At 61.6% G+C, this 17,294-nt stretch carries 16 protein-coding genes and 1 pseudogene; 11 read left to right on the top strand and 6 right to left on the bottom strand.

The features are described 5' to 3' along the window. Positions 1-34: 34 nt before the first annotated feature. Both LH365_RS10600 and LH365_RS10595 read right to left on the bottom strand, forming a co-directional pair. Positions 35-553, bottom strand: coding sequence for a DUF1465 family protein (locus tag LH365_RS10600; RefSeq protein ID WP_226743604.1), 519 nt, complete (start codon positions 551-553; stop codon positions 35-37). 154 nt (positions 554-707) lie between these two features. After that, complete coding sequence (locus LH365_RS10595) at positions 708-932, bottom strand: DUF1192 domain-containing protein (protein ID WP_226743603.1); 225 nt, start codon at positions 930-932, stop codon at positions 708-710. A 136-nt stretch (positions 933-1,068) separates the two neighbouring features. On the opposite strand from LH365_RS10595, the gene LH365_RS10590 reads away from it, so the two are divergent. The 5 genes and pseudogenes from LH365_RS10590 to LH365_RS10570 all read left to right on the top strand — a co-directional run bounded on the left by LH365_RS10590 (position 1,069) and on the right by LH365_RS10570 (position 10,740). Beyond that, positions 1,069-2,040: an NAD(P)H-quinone oxidoreductase gene (locus tag LH365_RS10590; RefSeq protein WP_226743602.1), complete on the top strand. Its 972-nt coding sequence runs from the start codon at positions 1,069-1,071 to the stop codon at positions 2,038-2,040. A 133-nt stretch (positions 2,041-2,173) separates the two neighbouring features. Further along, complete coding sequence (locus LH365_RS10585) at positions 2,174-2,884, top strand: DUF1013 domain-containing protein (RefSeq protein WP_226743601.1); 711 nt, start codon at positions 2,174-2,176, stop codon at positions 2,882-2,884. 305 nt (positions 2,885-3,189) lie between these two features. After that, positions 3,190-6,114: pseudogene (locus LH365_RS10580) on the top strand (type ISP restriction/modification enzyme). A 104-nt stretch (positions 6,115-6,218) separates the two neighbouring features. After that, positions 6,219-8,669 carry a PhoX family phosphatase gene (locus LH365_RS10575; RefSeq protein ID WP_226743600.1) on the top strand — a complete coding sequence of 817 codons (2,451 nt, stop codon included), beginning with the start codon at positions 6,219-6,221 and terminating at the stop codon, positions 8,667-8,669. Between the two features lie 136 nt (positions 8,670-8,805). Next, the gene (locus LH365_RS10570; protein WP_226743599.1) at positions 8,806-10,740 is read left to right on the top strand and encodes a sialate O-acetylesterase; all 1,935 of its coding nucleotides are present in this window, start codon (positions 8,806-8,808) and stop codon (positions 10,738-10,740) included. A 253-nt stretch (positions 10,741-10,993) separates the two neighbouring features. Here the strand turns inward: LH365_RS10570 and map are convergent, their stop codons facing one another. The 3 genes from map to LH365_RS10555 all read right to left on the bottom strand — a co-directional run bounded on the left by map (position 10,994) and on the right by LH365_RS10555 (position 12,269). Next, the gene (map, locus tag LH365_RS10565; RefSeq protein ID WP_226743598.1) at positions 10,994-11,755 is read right to left on the bottom strand and encodes a type I methionyl aminopeptidase; all 762 of its coding nucleotides are present in this window, start codon (positions 11,753-11,755) and stop codon (positions 10,994-10,996) included. Beyond that, complete coding sequence (locus LH365_RS10560; protein WP_226743597.1) at positions 11,739-11,951, bottom strand: ParD-like family protein; 213 nt, start codon at positions 11,949-11,951, stop codon at positions 11,739-11,741. The genes map and LH365_RS10560 overlap by 17 nt, the downstream gene beginning before the upstream one ends. A 117-nt stretch (positions 11,952-12,068) precedes the next feature. Next, entirely contained in the window at positions 12,069-12,269 is a 201-nt protein-coding gene (locus LH365_RS10555) for a DUF465 domain-containing protein (RefSeq protein WP_226743596.1), read from the bottom strand. Positions 12,270-12,510: 241 nt separating this feature from the next. Here LH365_RS10555 and LH365_RS10550 point away from each other — a divergent pair, with 241 nt between their 5' ends. From LH365_RS10550 to LH365_RS10540, 3 genes are all read left to right on the top strand, one after another. Beyond that, entirely contained in the window at positions 12,511-13,089 is a 579-nt protein-coding gene (locus LH365_RS10550) for a UbiX family flavin prenyltransferase (RefSeq protein ID WP_226743595.1), read from the top strand. Further along, complete coding sequence (locus LH365_RS10545; protein WP_226743594.1) at positions 13,082-13,576, top strand: TIGR02444 family protein; 495 nt, start codon at positions 13,082-13,084, stop codon at positions 13,574-13,576. The genes LH365_RS10550 and LH365_RS10545 overlap by 8 nt, the downstream gene beginning before the upstream one ends. 72 nt (positions 13,577-13,648) lie before the next feature. Continuing rightward, positions 13,649-14,077 (top strand): YdcH family protein, encoded by a 429-nt coding sequence (locus LH365_RS10540; RefSeq protein ID WP_199225377.1) that lies wholly within the window; start codon positions 13,649-13,651, stop codon positions 14,075-14,077. A gap of 70 nt (positions 14,078-14,147) precedes the next feature. Here LH365_RS10540 and LH365_RS10535 read toward each other — a convergent pair whose 3' ends face one another. Continuing rightward, on the bottom strand, positions 14,148-15,035 hold the full coding sequence (locus LH365_RS10535; protein ID WP_226743593.1) for a hypothetical protein: 888 nt from the start codon (positions 15,033-15,035) through the stop codon (positions 14,148-14,150). 290 nt (positions 15,036-15,325) lie between these two features. Between LH365_RS10535 and LH365_RS10530 the strand changes: the two genes are divergently transcribed. The 3 genes from LH365_RS10530 (at position 15,326) to LH365_RS10520 (ending at position 17,287) form a co-directional block, all read left to right on the top strand. Beyond that, entirely contained in the window at positions 15,326-15,733 is a 408-nt protein-coding gene (locus tag LH365_RS10530; protein ID WP_226743592.1) for a thioesterase family protein, read from the top strand. A 50-nt stretch (positions 15,734-15,783) separates the two neighbouring features. Beyond that, positions 15,784-16,608: a protein phosphatase 2C domain-containing protein gene (locus LH365_RS10525; RefSeq protein WP_226743591.1), complete on the top strand. Its 825-nt coding sequence runs from the start codon at positions 15,784-15,786 to the stop codon at positions 16,606-16,608. A 115-nt stretch (positions 16,609-16,723) separates the two neighbouring features. Beyond that, positions 16,724-17,287 (top strand): OmpA family protein, encoded by a 564-nt coding sequence (locus LH365_RS10520; protein ID WP_226743590.1) that lies wholly within the window; start codon positions 16,724-16,726, stop codon positions 17,285-17,287. Positions 17,288-17,294: the final 7 nt, after the last annotated feature.

The raw sequence follows: 17,294 nt of genomic DNA, 5'->3' as shown, positions 1-17,294 counted from the left end.
CGCCCGTACGCTGCGCTACAGGGGAGGAGGATTCTTAGATATTGCCGAAGACGTTCTGCAGGCGCGCAAACTGATCGAGCACGGCATTGGTCTGCGGCTGATCGGCCTCGGCTTCGACGAACATGCGGCGGTCGAGGTGCGAGATACGGTCGTACAGGCGGTTGGAGCGGTCGAGAAGTTCCAGCAGGCCCTGCGGCAGCACCTTGAGCTGGTCGCCATATTCGCTCTGGGTGGCGAGCGACAGGCGATACTTGTCGTCGCAGGCGTCCATGGCTTCCATATCGCCTTCGCGCACGGCGCGCTGCACCAGAAGCCACGAGGCGATCTGCATAAGGCGCGTGGTCAGGCGCATCGACTCGCCGGCATAGAGCAGGGCGTCTTCGCGGCTCAGGATGCGCGAGTCGCGGCGGCCGTCGCCGTCCAGATAGGAGGCGGTCTCTTCCACCAGGCCCATGCCCTCACGGAAGGTGCGGTCAAACAGATCCGACTTGGCGAAATCACGCACGAGGTCCGCACGCTGGGACAGGGAAACTACGGCACCGGTATCGGACATGGCTGGCCTTCGGAAAATCTCAAAACTCATAATCGGTGAGTGCGCAAAACGCACCCTGCGGGTCGCTGCTGGTCCTGCAACGGGCGTGCCACCCCTGACGAAAAGGCGGGGCGCGGACCTGCCACGGCGAACCCTAAGAAAACCCTAACTCTCCCTAAATCCCCTTGAAAGAGAACAGGGCGTCGGCGGCGCTGCGCCCGGATTGCTTGGAGTCCAGCATCTTCCGGGTACGCACGATTTCGGCCTCAAGCGCGGTGATGCGGTCCTTAAGGTCGATGACCGAATAACCGCTCAGATCCTCACGGATCAAGGCATTCAGCGGCCCGCCCGGCCCTGTGCCCGGGCGAAAAGCGGACTCAAACGCTTCCTCCTCCGACATGCGGCGTCTCCTCTGGGTTATGTCGTGGCGCGGAAACCTTTGCGCGCAAACGCAAATCGTTGCGCAGGCCGCAAATGTCTCTACAATTTTATATAAAACCCCTATGGGGCGAAGAAAGCAAGCGGCACGGTTCACCATGAAAGCCATCCTCATCCGCGACGGCGGCCACAGCAGCGCCGATCTGTATGTCGGCGATGTCCCGCGTCCCGAAGTGGGGCGTTCAGATGTGTTAATTCGGGTCAACCATTCCGGGGTGAACCGCCCCGACATCCTCCAGAGGCAGGGCAGCTACCCGCCGCCGCCGGGCGCGTCGCCGATCATGGGCCTCGAAGTCGCCGGAACGGTCGAGGCTGTGGGCGAAGACGAAAAGGTGTGGAAAGCGGGTGATCGGGTGTGCAGCCTCGTCAATGGCGGCGGCTACGCCGAATATGTCGCCGTCGATGCCCGGCACCTTCTGCCCATTCCGCGCGGTCTGAGCGACGCCGAGGCGGCGGGCCTGCCCGAAGTGTGCCTGACCGTCTACGCCAATCTGATCGAGCACGGGGCCTTGCAGACCGGTGAAACGGTGCTGGTCCACGGGGCCAATTCCGGCATCGGCTCGATGACGGTTATGATGGCCAAGGGCTTCGGCGCGACCGTTATCGCCACGGTGCGCGGGGCCGAACGTGCGGCGTGGGTGAAGGGATTGGGGGCCGATCACGTCATCGACACCCAGGAGACCGACTTCGTCACGCCGGTGAAGGAGCTGGGCGGGGCCGATGTGGTGCTCGACATCATGGGCGGGGACTATACGCCGAAAAACATCCTGGGCCTGAAACACCGGGGCCGCATCGTGCAGGTCGGCATGATCCGCGGCAACAGGACCGAGATCGACCTGCCGCGTCTGATGCAAAAGCAGGGCATATTGACCGGCTCGATGCTGCGCCCGCGCTCGGCGGACGAAAAGGCGCGTTTGAGCGCCGCCGTGGCCGAACGGGTGTGGCCGCTGATCGAGCGCGGGGCGATCCGCCCGGTGCTGGCGAAGGTGTTCGATGCGGCCGAAGCCGGTGCGGCGCAGGAGTATCTCGATAGCGGCAACCACACGGGCAAGGTCGTGCTGCGGTGGTGAGCGCAGCGAGCGTCGCGCGAGTGATGCCTAAGTGATAAACTATTTCCCTTACTGAAAAATCGGTCTATACCGGTCGCAAGAATCCCTCACGCCCGGTCGCAAAGGCCGGGCGTAGCTATTTGTGAGACTGAATATGGCCGACATCCTGATGCCGAAAGCGACCGCCGTGTGGCTGGTCGACAATACCAGCCTCTCGTTCGAGCAGATCGCCGATTTCTGCGGCCTGCACCTGCTCGAAGTGAAAGGCATTGCCGACGGCGAAGTGGCGCGCGACATCCGCGGCGCCGACCCCATCGCCAACGGTCAGTTGACCCGTGAAGAACTGGATAAGGCGGAAAAGACCCCGGCCTATCGCATGCAGGCGCAAAAGAGCCGCCACGCCGAACTGCTCAAGCCGCAGAAGAAGGCCCCGCGCTATACCCCCGTGTCGCGCCGTCAGGACCGTCCGGACGCCATCCACTGGTTCGTCAAGAACCACCCGGAAGTCACCGACGCGCAGATTTCCAAGCTGCTCGGCACCACCAAGACCACGATCGAGCAGGTGCGCAACCGCACCCACTGGAACGCCGCCAACCTCAAGCCGGTCGACCCCGTGACGCTGGGCCTCGTCTCGCAGATCGAACTGGACGCCGCCGTCAAGAAGGCCGCCGAAGTCAAGCGCAAGCAGGCCGAAAAGCTGGGCATCCCGCTGGACGATCCGTCGCTGCAACCGGCCCAGCCGGTGGTCCCGGCCTATGACGAAGAAGAAGACACCTATGGCCGCAAGGCCGACCTGACGGTCGAGGACGTGTTCGGCTCCGCGCCGTCGAAGCCCGTCCATGACGAGGAAGACGACGAGTACTGATTGGTCTGAATGACCATTAAAACGGAAAAAGCCATCGGAAACGCTGGCTTTTTTTGTGTGCGCAGGTCTCGCAAGCGGTATTCAGGGTTGCATCCGGCAACACACCTGCGCCACTGTGGCGGCGGGAATCGACGCGGGGAGCGCCACCATTGAGTCAGATACTGATCCAGCAGTTTCTCAACGAACTGACCACCCTGAAAAAGGTGTCCGGTTCCCTGTCGGAATCGGTGATACGCGAAGCCTTCAAGGACCTGCTCAAAGGCTGGGCCAAGCAGTCGGGTCTGGTCTTCGCCCCCGAACTGCGCATGGAAAGCGCGCAAAAGACGGCGGTCATCCCCGACGGCACCATCCTGCACGACCTGCGCGTCCCGCTGGGCTATTGGGAGTCGAAGGACACCCAGGACGACCTTGATGAGGAAATCCGCAAGAAACGCCTGAAAGGCTACCCCACCGACAACATCATCTTCGAAAACTCGCACACCGCCGTCCTGATCCAGAACGGCAACGAAGTGATGCGGGCCCAGATGCTGGACACCAGGGAACTCAACCGCCTCCTGTCGCTGTTTTTCGCCTATGAGCGTAAGGAGATCGCCGATTTCCGCCGCGCCGTGGCGCAGTTCAAGAGCGACCTGCCCGCCGTGCTGGAGGCCCTGCGCGAGCGCATCGACGACGCCTATGCCGGCAATGCGGCGTTCAAGACGGCGGCGGAGGCCTTTCTGGCGCAGGCCAAGGCGACCATCAACCCCGCCGTGACCGAAACCGATGTGCGCGAAATGCTGATTCAGCACATCCTGACCGAGGAAATCTTCGCCCACGTCTTCAACGAAGGCGACTTCCACCGCGAAAACAATATCGCGCAGGCCCTCTACGGCCTTGAGGCCAAGTTTTTCACCGGTTCGGTGAAGCGCGACACGCTGAAGGCCATGGAGGCCTATTATTCGGCCATCCGCGCCAATGCCGCCATGATCACCAGCCACGCCGAGAAGCAGACCTTCCTTAAGGTGATCTACGAAAACTTCTACAAGGTCTATAACCCCAAGGCGGCGGACCGGCTGGGGGTGGTCTATACGCCTAATGAGATCGTGCGCTTCATGATCGAAGGCGCCGACTGGCTGACGCAAAAGCATTTTGGGCGCAACCTGATCGACCGCGACGTTCAGATTCTGGACCCCGCCACCGGCACGGGCACCTTTATCTGCGAGCTGATCGACTATTTCAAAGGCCAGCCGGACAAGCTTCAGCGCAAATATAAGGAAGAACTGCACGCCAACGAAGTGGCCATCCTGCCCTATTACGTGGCCAATCTGAATATCGAAGCCACCTATGCCGCCGCCTCAGGGCAGTTCGCCGAATACCCCAATCTGTGCTTTGTCGATACGCTGGACAATGTGGCGGCGCTCGGCCTGCATTCGGGCTATCAGCACGACCTTTTCGGGGCCATGTCCGACGAAAACATCGCCCGTGTGAAGCGTCAGAACGAAAAGACGATCAGCGTCATTATCGGTAATCCGCCCTATAATGCCAATCAGCAGAACGAGAACGACAATAACAAGAACCGCACCTATCCGCGCATAGATGAGCGGATCAAGGAAAGCTATATCAAGCAATCGACGGCGCAGAAGACAAAGCTTTACGACATGTATGCCCGCTTCTTCCGCTGGGCGTCGGATCGTCTGGATAAGGACGGGGTGCTGGCCTTTGTGACCAACCGCTCCTTTATCGACAGCCGTACCTTTGACGGCTTCCGCAAGGTGGTGGCGCGCGATTTTGCCGAAATATATCTTGTTGATCTAAAGGGAAATGCCCGCAACAGCGGTGAACAGAGACGTCGGGAAGGCGGAAACATATTCGATGACCAGATAAAGGTCGGGGTCGCTATCAGCTTCTTCGTAAAGAAAAAGAATAAGCAGAATTGCGTCATCCGATATGAGGCCGTTGATGACTATACCAACTCTGAAGAAAAACGAGCGTTTGTAGCTACCAAGCGCTTGTCTGAGCGCCGCTTTGAAATCCTGAAACCGGATGCCAAAGGAAATTGGCTGAATATATCAGATAATAATTGGGAAACCCTTGTGCCCTTGGCCGATAAAAAAACAAAAACAGCCGGCACTAAGGGGCAGGAACGAGCTTTGTTCAGGTTGTACTCCTTAGGTATTGTGACTAATAGAGACGAGTGGGCCTACGACCACAGTCTGACAAGCTTGCGTACCAAGATGGATAAGTTTTCTGCTGTTTTTAACGCAGACGTCGAGAGATGAATTAATTCAGAGAAACGAACGGCTGTTGGGGATTTCGTAGATAGATCAATAAAATGGACGTCTGAGTTGGAAGCAGAGCTTGCCAGAGGAAAAAAAATATTCCTGGACGAAAAGCATTATGTCCGTTCGGATTACAGGCCGTTCGTTGCGAAATATACCTACTTCAATAAACCGATAACCCATCGTCCTTACCAAAACTCCGACATATTTCCTGATTTTGAGAAGAGAAATTTGACTATTGCCTCTGTTGTGGAGCCCAGAGCTGAGTTCTCTTCACTAGCGCTTAAAGGCCTTCCAAATAAAGACTTCTTTATGCCTAGCGCGGCACAACATTTCCCCCGCTATCGCTACAACACGGATGGCGAGCGGATCGACAATATTACCGACTGGGGGCTGAAAACCTTTGAGGCGAAGTATGGCAAGGGCAAGGTGACGAAGGACGATATCTTTAGTTATTGCTATGGCGTATTGCACAATCCGGCCTATCGGGAGACCTATGCGCAGAACCTCAAGCGCGACTTCCCGCGCGTGCCGCTTTATGACGATTTTGCCCGTTGGCGCGACTGGGGGCAGGCCCTGCTCGACCTGCATATCGGCTATGAAGGCGTTGAGCCGTTCGCTCTGACGCGGGTGGATACACCGGACACGCGCGCCCGTGCGGCGGGGCTTCATCCCACCCCGAAGCTGAAATCCGACGCGCAAAACGGCCTCATCACGATCGATTCTGAAACCGTGCTGACCGGCGTGCCGCCTGAGGCCTTTGACTACCGCCTCGGCAACCGTTCGGCCATCGACTGGGTGCTGGATCAGTACAAGGAAAAGACGCCGAAGGACAAAACCATCCGCGAGAAATTCAACACCTACCGCTTTGCCGACTATAAGGAGACGGTGATCGACCTGTTGCAGCGCGTCACCACGGTCAGCGTGAAGACCGTGGCCATCACCGAGGCGATGAAGGCACGGGCGCGGTAACGTGATCACATGATGTCATAAAAGGAATACCAAGGGTATAAACAGCCGTCACACTCGCGTCGGATGAAAGGGGACCGAAGATAATCCAAAAGGGAAGCCCCGCCATGTCCGACTCCAAATTCACGGGCCGTCATTCCGACGGCGATATCGAAGTCAATCTGTCGAACAATCCGTCGCTGAGCGATGTCATCAGTGAGCGTCAGTCGCGCCGTCAGATGCTGGGCGGCATGGCCGCCGTAGCCGGTCTGTTCGGTCTGAGCGCCTGCGGCAGCGACGACGACAACAAATCGGCGGCCGTGATCAACGCCGGTCAGGCCGGCGCCTCGACTTCGGGCCGCGTCGTGACCCTCAACGGCAGCGCCACGCAGGCGGCTTCGCTGAACTGGACCCAGACATCCGGCCCGTCGGTGACGCTGACCAACGCCACGTCGGGCACGCCCACCTTCATCGCCCCGTCGGTCGCCACGCCGACCGTGCTGGAATTCCGTCTGACCGCCGTCGACGGTCAGGGCCGCAGCACCTATCAGGACACGTCGGTGACGGTCAGCCCGGCTCAGCTCGGCTTTACCGCCGTCGCCAAGAACAAGAACGACATCGTCACCGTGCCGGAAGGCTATTCGGTCAGCGTCCTCTACCGTCTGGGCGATCCGATCCTCGCCGGTGTCGCCGCCTACGCCAATAACGGCACCGACACCAATTTCGCCGGTCGCGCGGGCGATCACCACGACGGCATGGCCTTCTTCGGTCTGGCCGCCACGGGCACGGCGCGCGACGTCAACAACTCGACCCGCGGCCTGCTGGTGATGAACCACGAGAACATCACCGCCGCCTATCTGCACCCGAACGGCCCGACGACGGTCGCCGGGGCGCGCCCGGAAGCCGAAGCGATCAAGGAAATCGAAGCCCACGGCGTCGCTATCGTCGAAGTGACGCAGACCGCCGGCGCGTGGTCCTACGTTCAGGGCGGCGCGCTCAACCGCCGCATCACGCCGAACACGCCCATGGTCCTCAACGGCCCGGCGCGCGGCGATGCGCTGCTCAAAACCGTCTATTCGACCAACGGCACCGCGGCACGCGGCACGATCAACAACTGCGCCAACGGCGTCAACGCCTGGGGCACGTACCTGACCTGTGAAGAAAACTGGGCCGGCTACTTCCGTCGCGGCGCGGGCGACAACGCCAACCGCACGGCCAGGGACGTCGTCGCCCTGAACCGCTACGGCGTGTCGCAGGGCGCGGGCGGGGCCAATAACTGGGCCACGGTCACCGCCGCCAATACCGCTGATCAGTGGAAATTCTCCAAGTGGAACACCACGGTCGACACCACCAAACCCGCCGACGGCACGGGCGACTACCGCAACGAAGCCAACCAGTACGGCTGGGTGGTCGAAATCGACCCCTATGACGTCAACTCCGTGCCGCGCAAGCGTACGGCGCTGGGCCGCATGGGTCACGAAGGCGCATGGCCGGCCAATTTCGTCGCGGGCCGCAAGCCGGTCTTCTATATGGGCGACGACTCGCGCGGCGAATATTTCTACAAGTTCGTCTCGGCCACGCCGTGGTCCGCTGCCGACGCCAATGCCACCGACCGTCTGGCCATCGGCGACAAGTATCTCGACAACGGCACGCTCTATGTCGCGCGCTTCGACGCCACGGGCCAGGGCGTGTGGCTGCCGCTGGTCTTCGGCACCGGCCCGCTGACCGCCTCCGCCACGCCGTACGCCTTCGCCAATCAGGCCGACGTGCTGATCAACACCCGTCTGGCCGCCGACGCCGTCGGCGCGACCAAGATGGACCGTCCGGAATGGGCGGCGGTGAATCCGGCCAATGGCGAGGTCTACCTGACCCTGACCAACAACAATGCCGCGACCCGTCCGCTGACCGGCACCAATGCTGCCAATCCGCGTCACTATAACGACCCGGTCGGCGCGACGAACAACTTCGGTAACCCGAACGGCCATATCATCCGTCTGCGCGAAGCCGGCGACAACGCCGAGTCTACCACCTTCCAGTGGGACATCTACGCTTTCGGCGCCGGTGCGGACCTCGATCCGACCAACATCAACATCTCCGGCCTCGACGCCACCAACGACTTCTCCAGCCCGGACGGTCTGTGGTTCTCGCGCAGCAGCAATGCCGGCGGTCTGGTCAATCCGCTGCTGTGGATTCAGACGGACGACGGCGCCTATACCGACGTCACCAACTGCATGATGCTAGCGGCCATGCCGGGCCGCGTCGGTGACGGCGCTGCGCGCACCCTCACCAATACGGGCACGGGCGGCGTGACGGCCACGCAGGCCACCTTCGTCGGCAAAGCGCCGGGGATGCAACTGCGCCGCTTCCTGGTCGGGCCGAAGGAGTGCGAAATCACCGGTATCGACTCGACGCCGGACGGTCGCACCCTGTTTGTCAATATCCAGCACCCGGGTGAGAACGGCAACGCGGCCAGCATCACCTCGAACTGGCCCGCCAGCCAGTCGGGCACGACCTCGGGCCGTCCGCGCTCGGCCACCATCGTCATCACCAAGACGGACGGCGGTGTGGTCGCGCTTTAAAGCGGGCGTCGATCTACGACCAAAGGAGGCTGGATACCGCAGGGTGTCCGGCCTTTTTGCATTTGACCGGAACGGCCGGTCAGGCGTAGCGTTAGCGCTAACAAAAACGGCTTATAAGTATTCAGGGAGCTACAGGATGCGACACTGGCTTGCCGGACTGATTGCGCTGGGTCTGCCGCTGACGGCGCAGGCGCAGGATAAACCTCTATTGGGCGACATGTTCCGCGACCACGCCGTGCTTCAGCGCGACCGGCCCGTGCCGGTGTGGGGCGAGGCCAGGCCGGGCGAGACGGTGACCCTGACTTTCGGGTCCAACCGCGTCACGGCGGTAAGCGACGCTTCGGGTCGCTGGCGCGCCGAACTGCCGCCTATGTCGGCGGGTGGGCCCTATGTGTTGGAAGCCGCGGCCGGCGCAGCCAGGCAGACCGTGTCCGACGTGCTGGTCGGCGATGTCTTCCTCTGTTCCGGTCAGTCGAACATGGAATGGAACCTCAAGGACTCGGACGGGGCGACCGAGTTGATCGCCACGTCGCAAAACGACACCCTCCGCATGATGACGGTGACGAAAACGCAGGCCTTCACCCCGCAAACGCATTTCGCTACGCCGACCGACTGGCAGATCGCCTCGCCCGCCACCACGCCCCACTGGTCCGCGGTGTGCTATACCTTCGCCCGCGACCTCCAGACCCAGACCCGCGTGCCTGTCGGCCTGATCAGTTCGTCGTGGGGCGGGTCGAAGATCCAACCGTGGATGAGCCGCGAGGCCCTGCAAAAGATCGGCGGCTATGAGGCCGGGCTCGACATGCTCGACACCTATGCCGCCGATCCCGGCAAGGCGGCTCAAACCTATGGTCAGGCCTTTGTCCGCTGGTGGCAGGCCTCAAAGGGGCCGGGGACGCCGTGGGCGGTGACGCCGCAGGCGCTGAGCGGCTGGGCGGCGGCCCCCGATGTCAGCCGCAATTTCGAAGACTGGGGCGTCAAGGCGCTGGCCGATTATAACGGCCCGCTGTGGTACGCCATCACGGTGAAGCTCAGCGCCGACGAGGCGAAGCAGGGCGCGACGCTCAGCCTGGGGGCCATCGACGATATCGACCTGACCTTCGTCAATGGGGTGGCCGTGGGCTATACCTCGGCCCCGCCGGAATCCCGCCATTACAAGCTGGCGCCGGGCAGCCTGAAGGCCGGAGACAATGTTATCGTCGTGCAGGCGGTCGACCTGTGGGCCAAGGGCGGCATGTTTGGTCAAGCCGCGCGTGAACTGCGCCTTGCCGATGGCAAGGCCAAGCCCTTGCAGACGGGCTGGCGCTATTGGCAGCCGCCCGCCAATGTCCGCTTCCCGCCGACCGCGCCGTGGGATCCGACCGGCGGCCTGATCACGCTGCATCAGGCCATGATCGCGCCGATCGGACCTTACGCTCTGACCGGCGCCCTATGGTATCAGGGCGAGTCCAATACCGGCGAAGCGGCGCAGTACGAAGCGCTGATGGCGGGTTTGATGGCCGACTGGCGGCAGCAGTACGGGCGGGATACGGCCTTCCTTCTGGTGCAACTGGCCAATTTCGGGGCTATGCCGAGTGCACCCGTCGAGTCGGGCTGGGCCGGCGTGCGCGACGCCCAGCGCCGTGCGGCCCTGAATGACGGCAATGCCGCCTACGCCGTCACTATCGATATCGGCAACCCAACAGACATTCACCCGCGCGACAAGCTGACGGTCGGCAAGCGTTTGTCGCGCGCCGCGCAAAGCCTGATCTATAAGGCTCCGCTGACGCCTTCCGGGCCGGTGCCGGTCGACGCCATCCGCTCTAACGGTCAGGTCACAGTGCGCTTCGCCAGCCTTGACGGCGCTCTGACGGCACGCGGCGGGCAGGTGCCGTTGCGTTTCGAGTTGTGCGGCGAAGGCTGGGCCAGTTGCCAATATGCCGACGCACATATCATCGGCGAGACGGTGGTCCTCAGCGGGCCGCTGGCCGCTACGGCGGCGAGGGTGCGCTATTGCTGGGGGGATTCGCCGGTGTGCAATCTCACCGATGCCGCTCTGCCGGTCAGCCCGTTCGAGATTTCGGTCAAGTAAGTAAGGGAAAGGCCTCCGGCGGGCAGGGGCTCGGCCCCTGCACCCGGTAGGTTTAGACCACGAACGGCACGAATTTCACGAACATCATTGCGTGGAAACGAACCGGCCCGAAGGGCCCTTTCCATTGTGCGGCAAGCATGGTGACTGGCGCTGCGCGCCGGGCGTTTCGGTCTGCTCCCGTTCGTTCTTTTCGTGCCGTTCGTGGTGAATGATATTTACGGGGTCTGGGGCCAACTGGCCCCAGAATTTTCTCTCAAACCCTCTCATCCTCACGCAAGGTCAGCACCTGCACGCCGGTGGCCGTGACGGCGACCGTGTGTTCCCACTGGGCCGAGAGCTTGCCGTCGCGGGTCACGACGGTCCATTCGTCGTCCAGCGTCACCGACCTGGCCGTGCCCTGATTGAGCATAGGTTCGATGGTGAAGGTCATGCCTTCTCTCAGCGTCTGGCCGGAACCGGGGCGGCCGAAGTGCAGGACGCTGGGGTCTTCGTGCATTTCGCGTCCGATGCCGTGGCCGCAGAAGTCGCGCACGACGCTGTAGCCGTGGGCCTTGGCGTGTTTTTCGATAGCGAAGCCGATATCGCCGAGTGTGGCACCGGGGCGGACGGCGCGAATGCCCTTCCACATGGCTTCCTGGGTGACGCGGACGAGACGGCGGGCCGCGGCGGAGACATTGCCAATCAGGTAGGTCTTGCTGGAATCGGCGATATAGCCGTCTTTTTCGAGGGTGATGTCGAGATTGACGATATCGCCGTCTTTCAGGATGTCGCGGCGACTGGGCACGCCGTGGCAGATGACCTCGTTGATCGAGCTGTTGAGGACGTAGGCGAATCCGTACTGACCCTTGCTGGCCGGGCGGGATTTAAGCTCGTCAACGATGAAGCGTTCGACGGTGTCGTTGATGTCGAGGGTCGAGCGTCCGATCAGGGTCTGGCGATCGAGCATGTGGAAGACCTCGGCCAGCAGTCGCCCGCTCTGGGCCATCAGGCGCAGTTCGTCAGGCGATTTGATCATGAAGACCCTCGATCCTGACGCCTGCGCCGCGGAGCTGAAGGCGGACGATGTCGTTGAAGGTCAGGCCGGGATTGGCTTCGGCGATCATGCCGATGCGTATCCAGAATTCGGCCTGGGCATTGGCCGAGCGGCACATGACGCTGCCGGCCTTACGCACCTCTTCGTGCAGGTCGTCGTCGATCTTGAGGATACCCATAAATATGTTCCGTATATGATGTGTATATGTATTGTATATTCAGAGACATCTCCACGCGCAATAAAAAACGCCGGAGGTTACCCTCCGGCGTTTTCTCAGGTTGCCATCACCCCCCGTCTACTGGAGAGTCTCAAGCGTTCGTTCCTGTCGCATCATAGACTTGATGCCGTCGATTTCGTCCTTAAGCTTCAACTTCTTACGCTTCAGTTCCTTGAGATAGAGCGAGTCCGCCGAGGGCGAACGCGATTCGCGGGCGATAGTGTCCTTGAGGACCTGATGACGGTGATCAAGTTCACGCACTCTCGCTTCGATGCTCATGAGCCATCTCCTTTGTGCTCGTAAGAGTTGGCCGGAAGGAGGATACCCGCCGACCTGAACCCCATCCCTTTCCCACATCCTCCGTGGTCGGATCGAGGCCTGAACACGTATAGGAAACACCCAAAGCGCTTTACTGTGTAATCACGATCCATTACATCCGATCACGGAATTGCGAGATTCATATTTAGTAAAAGCTTAAATTTATGAGCTACTTATTGCGGTGAAAAAAAGGCGATGGCCAATGGCGGAAGCTAATCAAAGACTTATCGTGGCCATCTCCGGGGCGTCCGGCGCGGTCTACGGTATCACGGCACTCAGGATGCTCCGTGATCTGGGTATCGAGACCCATCTGGTCGTGTCGCGGGCTGCTGCCCTGTCGCTCAGCGCCGAAACCGATTTCACGATTTCCGACCTCAATGCCATGGCCGATCAGGTGCATAAGGTCGCCGATATCGGGGCGACGATCGCGTCGGGCTCGTTCCGTACGCTGGGGATGCTGGTGGCGCCCTGCTCGATCAAGACGATGAGCGAAATCGCCACAGGCGTGACCTCGAACCTGATCAGCCGGGCCGCCGATGTGGTGCTGAAAGAGCGGCGGCGGCTGGTGCTGATGGTGCGCGAAAGCCCGCTGCACCTGGGGCACCTGCGCACCATGACGGCGGTGACCGAGATGGGGGCGGTGGTCGCGCCGCCGGTGCCGGCCTTCTATACGCGCCCGCAGACCTTGCAGGACATGGTCGATCAGAGCGTGGCGAGGGCGCTGGACCTGTTCGGGCTCGACGCGCCGATGACGCGCTGGACCGGGCTCAGGGATGAGTGATTTCTGGGATTGGGCCGTGGCCGCCTATGGGGGCGAGGGCGTGGCGGACAGATGCCTCGAACTGCAGGACACGCACGGGCAGAACGTGCCGCTGGTTCTGTTTGCGGTTTGGGCCGGGGTAAGGGGCGTGGCGCTGGACGAAGAGACGGCAGAGGCGGCGGTCGATATTTCGCGCGCCTACGCCGATACGGTGGTCGTGCCCCTACGCACCATCCGCCAGCGGATGCGCGCCGTGGTTGGGGATATGGATGATGCGCACCGCGAAGCCCTGCGCACGCGGGTCAAAGCGCTGGAGATCGAGGCCGAACGCGCCCAGATGGAAGCCTTGTCGGCATTGGTCGGTACAGGGGCCGCCGAGCCACAAAAGACGGCGCGCGACAATCTGATTGCCGTGGCGAAGCTGTGGGCGCGGGTCGTGCCGCGAAATCCGCTGATTGCCTTCTGCGATGCTCTTTCGGAGCGCGGTTTTTTGAGGTATAATACTTAATATCCACAGGTCGTCCTGAAAGTAATCACAGGACGCTGTCTCACTATTCAGAACGAACCGGAGCTGGTCCACATGCATGATGACAGCAATATCCGCGCTCTATTCCGTCCCGATTCGCTGCAACTGGTGAAAAACACGCCGGTGGAATCGAGCAGCGATGTCGAACGCCGGGTGATTCATCGTGAAGACCTCGACCACACCAATCTGGAACTGGTGACCGAAGAGGCGCTGGAATACCAGAAGGACGATCTGGAGCCGGTGATGCGCGAAACCGATCCGGGGATAGCGGCCCTGCCGCTGGATGCCGAGACGGTCAATCTGCGCACTCAACTGGCGCACATGCGTCAGGAACACAAGGATCTGGACGATTCGATTGTGGCGCTTGAGACCATGGCCCTTCCGGATCAGATCCTGATCGCGCGCCTCAAGCGCAAGAAGCTGGCTCTGCGCGACCAGATCACCACGCTGGAAGACCGCATCCGCCCGGATATCATTGCGTAATTGACTGCGAACAAAGACATGAAAAAACGCGCTGCAAACGGGCAGCGCGTTTTTTGTTTGTGTGGAACGCCTAATCCTGATCGCGTTGACGGCCACCGATCGCGCCGGCCACCGAAGCGATAAATGCGCCGATCAGCAGCGAAATAAAGCTGTACAGCATCACCTTGGCCCACGCCTTGCGCGCCTCGTCGGCGGCTTCGAGCGCTGCGTCACGCGCGACCTTGGCCTGAGCCAGCACTGTGTCGACGCGGGCGGCGGCCTCGGCTTCGCTCAGATTGGTGCGCGCAGCGACCAGCGAAGCGAGATAGGCCTTGTCCGCGGGAGACACATCTCCCTGTTCGACGCCGTAGGCGAGGATGCGCCCGGTTTCGGCGGTTACGTCGGCCGGGGTCTGACCGGCCGGTGCACCCGCGACCGGAGTCGTCGGATTGGCGCGGTAGAGCATGTCCGTATAGTAGGCGGCCGTCGGATCGGTCTTGTCGCCCGCCGCGCCGCCCGCCGCTACGGTGGCCGTGGCCTGCACGCCCGACCCCACGACCGCTCCGGCGACGCTGGCCAGCACGGCGGCAGTGAACAGGGTGGCCATAGCCCAGGCGAGAAAGCCCTGCGCCGTGTCGCGGAAGAAGGCTTCGTCCTTATCGACGCCGACATAGGTCTTGCGCAGTCGACCGGCCAGATAACCGCCCAGCGCCGAGGACAGCCACTGCATGACGATCAGCCATACGGCGGCCCACACGGTGAGCTTGGCGGCGGTCTCGCCCAGCGGTTCCCACGGCGAGACGGACGACAGGCCCAGACCCTGTCCCAGCATGAGCAGCATCAGCGACAAGGCCGCTGCCGCTGCCGCGCCGGCGAGGATCGATGGCCAGCAGGCGCCTGAACCCGGCGTGACCTCGTAATAGTCGTCTTCATATATGTCCGATGGCGCGGCCGCAGCCGCCGGATCGAGCGTGTTCATTTGCATGTCCTCGATCAGCGGAACAGAAGCGCCAGCAGGATGATGACGGGGATCGGCACCCCGAGAAGCCAGAGTAGAATTCCACGGCCCATGACAGTGTCTCCTTATGAGGGATGGTGACCGGAGCTTCGTCCTTTCATAATGGATTTGCTGTGTCGGAAACCTCCCGGTTTGTAATTTCGACGTAAATGTGGCGTACGACTTTGAGGGTTGCAGGGCGGCGCGCGGCCCTTTACCAGCAAAAGCTTGTTAGTCGCGCATCCTGACCGATGCGCTTGGCGGAGGCACCTATGCTCAACCGGATCGAGGACGGCGTTTTCATCACCACGCTCAAGGTGCGCGACTCCGAATGCGACGCGCAGGGCGTGGTCAATAACGCCAACTATCTCGTCTATATGGAGTATGCGCGGCACGAATTTCTGGAGCAGCAGGGCGTGAGGTTCGCCGATCTGATCCCGCAGAAGGTCTTTCTGATGACGTCGCACATGGAAATCGACTTCGTGAACTCGCTGAGCGGCGGGCAGGTCTTTGAGGTGCGCTCGACCGTGCGGCGCGAACGCGCCAAGATCGTCTTCGATCAGCAGGTGGTGCGCGTTGCCGATCAGGCCGTGTGTATCCGTGCGCGGGTCGATGTCATCTGCAAGATCGACGGCCGCCTGACGCGCGGCGACTGGTTCGACAAATACATGCCAGTATAATTGGCCAGTATAAGTGGCCAGAGGTAACTGGCCAGCATAAGGAGGCGCATATGCGCATCGTCTCACAGGGTTCGGATCGCGGCGGGGTCTATAATGAGGATGCGCTGGGCGCGTCGGGCGACGCCGTATGGCTGCTCGACGGGGCGACCTCGCTGGGGCCGTCGCGCCTGGAGGGCATCAGCGACGCCGCGTGGTTTGCGCACACCGTCTCGCACAATCTGGAGGCTAAGACGGGCAGCATCCGCGACCGGCTGAGCGCGGCCATCGGCGAAGCCCGCACCGTCTACGAAGCGTCGGGGCCCTTGCCGGAAGAGCCGTGGGCCATGCCCTCGGCGGGCGCGGCCATGGTGCGGCGCGATGGCGACGAACTCGAACTGGGCGTGCTGGGCGATGTGAAGGTGTGGCTGATAGCGGCCAACGGCGCGGTAACGGCTTTGAGCGGCGGCGAGGTGCTGGAGGCTCTGGATGCGGCGGCGCTGGAACAACTGGTCGCCCTGCGCGCGGAGCAGGGGCCGATCGGGCTGAAGGCGGCGCGGTTGCAGCTCGATCCGCTGTTGCGCGAAAACCGCGCGAAGATGAATACCGAGGGGGGGTACTGGGTCCTGAGCCTGGACGACGCCTGTCTCGACGGTATGGAGGTAACGCGCGTTCCGGCGGCGCAAGCGCGTTATGTGCTGATGGCGACGGACGGCTTCTACGATTTGTGGGGGGCGTATGGCGTGCCGTTTACCGAGGTTTTTGAAGGGCTTATATCCGGACGGGGGGAGGCGCTGACTCAAGCCCTGCGCGACATCGAACGCGCCGATCCGGAGGGGCTGCGCTACCCGCGCTTCAAGCCGCACGACGACGCCAGTTGGGTGCTGATCGAAATATAAGGGGACGATGTGGATCGCCGATTCCGGAATTAAAGTGCCTTTTTTCGGTCTTTTTCTGCCCTTTTAGTCAAAGCGCGTGGTGGAAATGGGTGGATTCGAAACAGAAAGGTTTTCGATGAAGCGTTTAAAATCCGGGGCCCTGCTTGTGGCGGTCCCCCTTATGCTCTCGATGACGGCCTGTGCCAGCCACAAGTACGTCGATGAGAAGATATCTACGACTAATGGTCGCATCGACCAGCAGGAAACCCGCCTTGCGCAACTGGACCAGACGACGCAGGAAGCGCTGAACCGCGCTACCGCCGCTGGCAAGTTGGCCGAAGGCAAGTTCAACTATTCTGTCGTGCTGAGCGACGATTCGATCAAGTTCGATACGGACAAGGCGGTTCTGTCGGAACAGGCCAAGCAGGTGCTGGCGGATCTCGCCACCCGTCTGAAGACCGACAACAAGAATGTCTATCTCGAAATCCAGGGCTTTACCGACGCCACCGGCACGGACGACATCAATTACCGTCTGGGCAATGCGCGGGCCGAAAGCGTGAAGCGCTTCCTGAACAGTCAGGGCGTGGCCCTGAACCGCATGGCGTCCATCTCCTACGGCGCCGAACAACCCGTCGCGCCGAACAATACGCGCGAAGGCCGTGCGGCCAACCGCCGTGTGGTAATTGTGGTTCTGTCGTAAAATCGAT

The organism is Asticcacaulis sp. AND118, assembly GCF_020535245.1.
Classification (GTDB): domain Bacteria; phylum Pseudomonadota; class Alphaproteobacteria; order Caulobacterales; family Caulobacteraceae; genus Asticcacaulis.
Note: the sequence above shows the minus strand (reverse complement) of the source record. Positions and strands in the feature narration are given on the sequence as shown.

Bases quoted from the DNA above. Each gene is read 5' to 3' on its own strand.
- LH365_RS10600 (WP_226743604.1), bottom strand. From the start codon at position 553: ATGTCCGATACCGGTGCCGTAGTTTCCCTGTCCCAGCGTGCGGACCTC.
- LH365_RS10595 (WP_226743603.1), bottom strand. From the start codon at position 932: ATGTCGGAGGAGGAAGCGTTTGAGTCCGCTTTTCGCCCGGGCACAGGG.
- LH365_RS10590 (WP_226743602.1), top strand. From the start codon at position 1,069: ATGAAAGCCATCCTCATCCGCGACGGCGGCCACAGCAGCGCCGATCTG.
- LH365_RS10585 (WP_226743601.1), top strand. From the start codon at position 2,174: ATGGCCGACATCCTGATGCCGAAAGCGACCGCCGTGTGGCTGGTCGAC.
- LH365_RS10575 (WP_226743600.1), top strand. From the start codon at position 6,219: ATGTCCGACTCCAAATTCACGGGCCGTCATTCCGACGGCGATATCGAA.
- LH365_RS10570 (WP_226743599.1), top strand. From the start codon at position 8,806: ATGCGACACTGGCTTGCCGGACTGATTGCGCTGGGTCTGCCGCTGACG.
- map (WP_226743598.1), bottom strand. From the start codon at position 11,755: ATGATCAAATCGCCTGACGAACTGCGCCTGATGGCCCAGAGCGGGCGA.
- LH365_RS10560 (WP_226743597.1), bottom strand. From the start codon at position 11,951: ATGGGTATCCTCAAGATCGACGACGACCTGCACGAAGAGGTGCGTAAG.
- LH365_RS10555 (WP_226743596.1), bottom strand. From the start codon at position 12,269: ATGAGCATCGAAGCGAGAGTGCGTGAACTTGATCACCGTCATCAGGTC.
- LH365_RS10550 (WP_226743595.1), top strand. From the start codon at position 12,511: ATGGCGGAAGCTAATCAAAGACTTATCGTGGCCATCTCCGGGGCGTCC.
- LH365_RS10545 (WP_226743594.1), top strand. From the start codon at position 13,082: ATGAGTGATTTCTGGGATTGGGCCGTGGCCGCCTATGGGGGCGAGGGC.
- LH365_RS10540 (WP_199225377.1), top strand. From the start codon at position 13,649: ATGCATGATGACAGCAATATCCGCGCTCTATTCCGTCCCGATTCGCTG.
- LH365_RS10535 (WP_226743593.1), bottom strand. From the start codon at position 15,035: ATGAACACGCTCGATCCGGCGGCTGCGGCCGCGCCATCGGACATATAT.
- LH365_RS10530 (WP_226743592.1), top strand. From the start codon at position 15,326: ATGCTCAACCGGATCGAGGACGGCGTTTTCATCACCACGCTCAAGGTG.
- LH365_RS10525 (WP_226743591.1), top strand. From the start codon at position 15,784: ATGCGCATCGTCTCACAGGGTTCGGATCGCGGCGGGGTCTATAATGAG.
- LH365_RS10520 (WP_226743590.1), top strand. From the start codon at position 16,724: ATGAAGCGTTTAAAATCCGGGGCCCTGCTTGTGGCGGTCCCCCTTATG.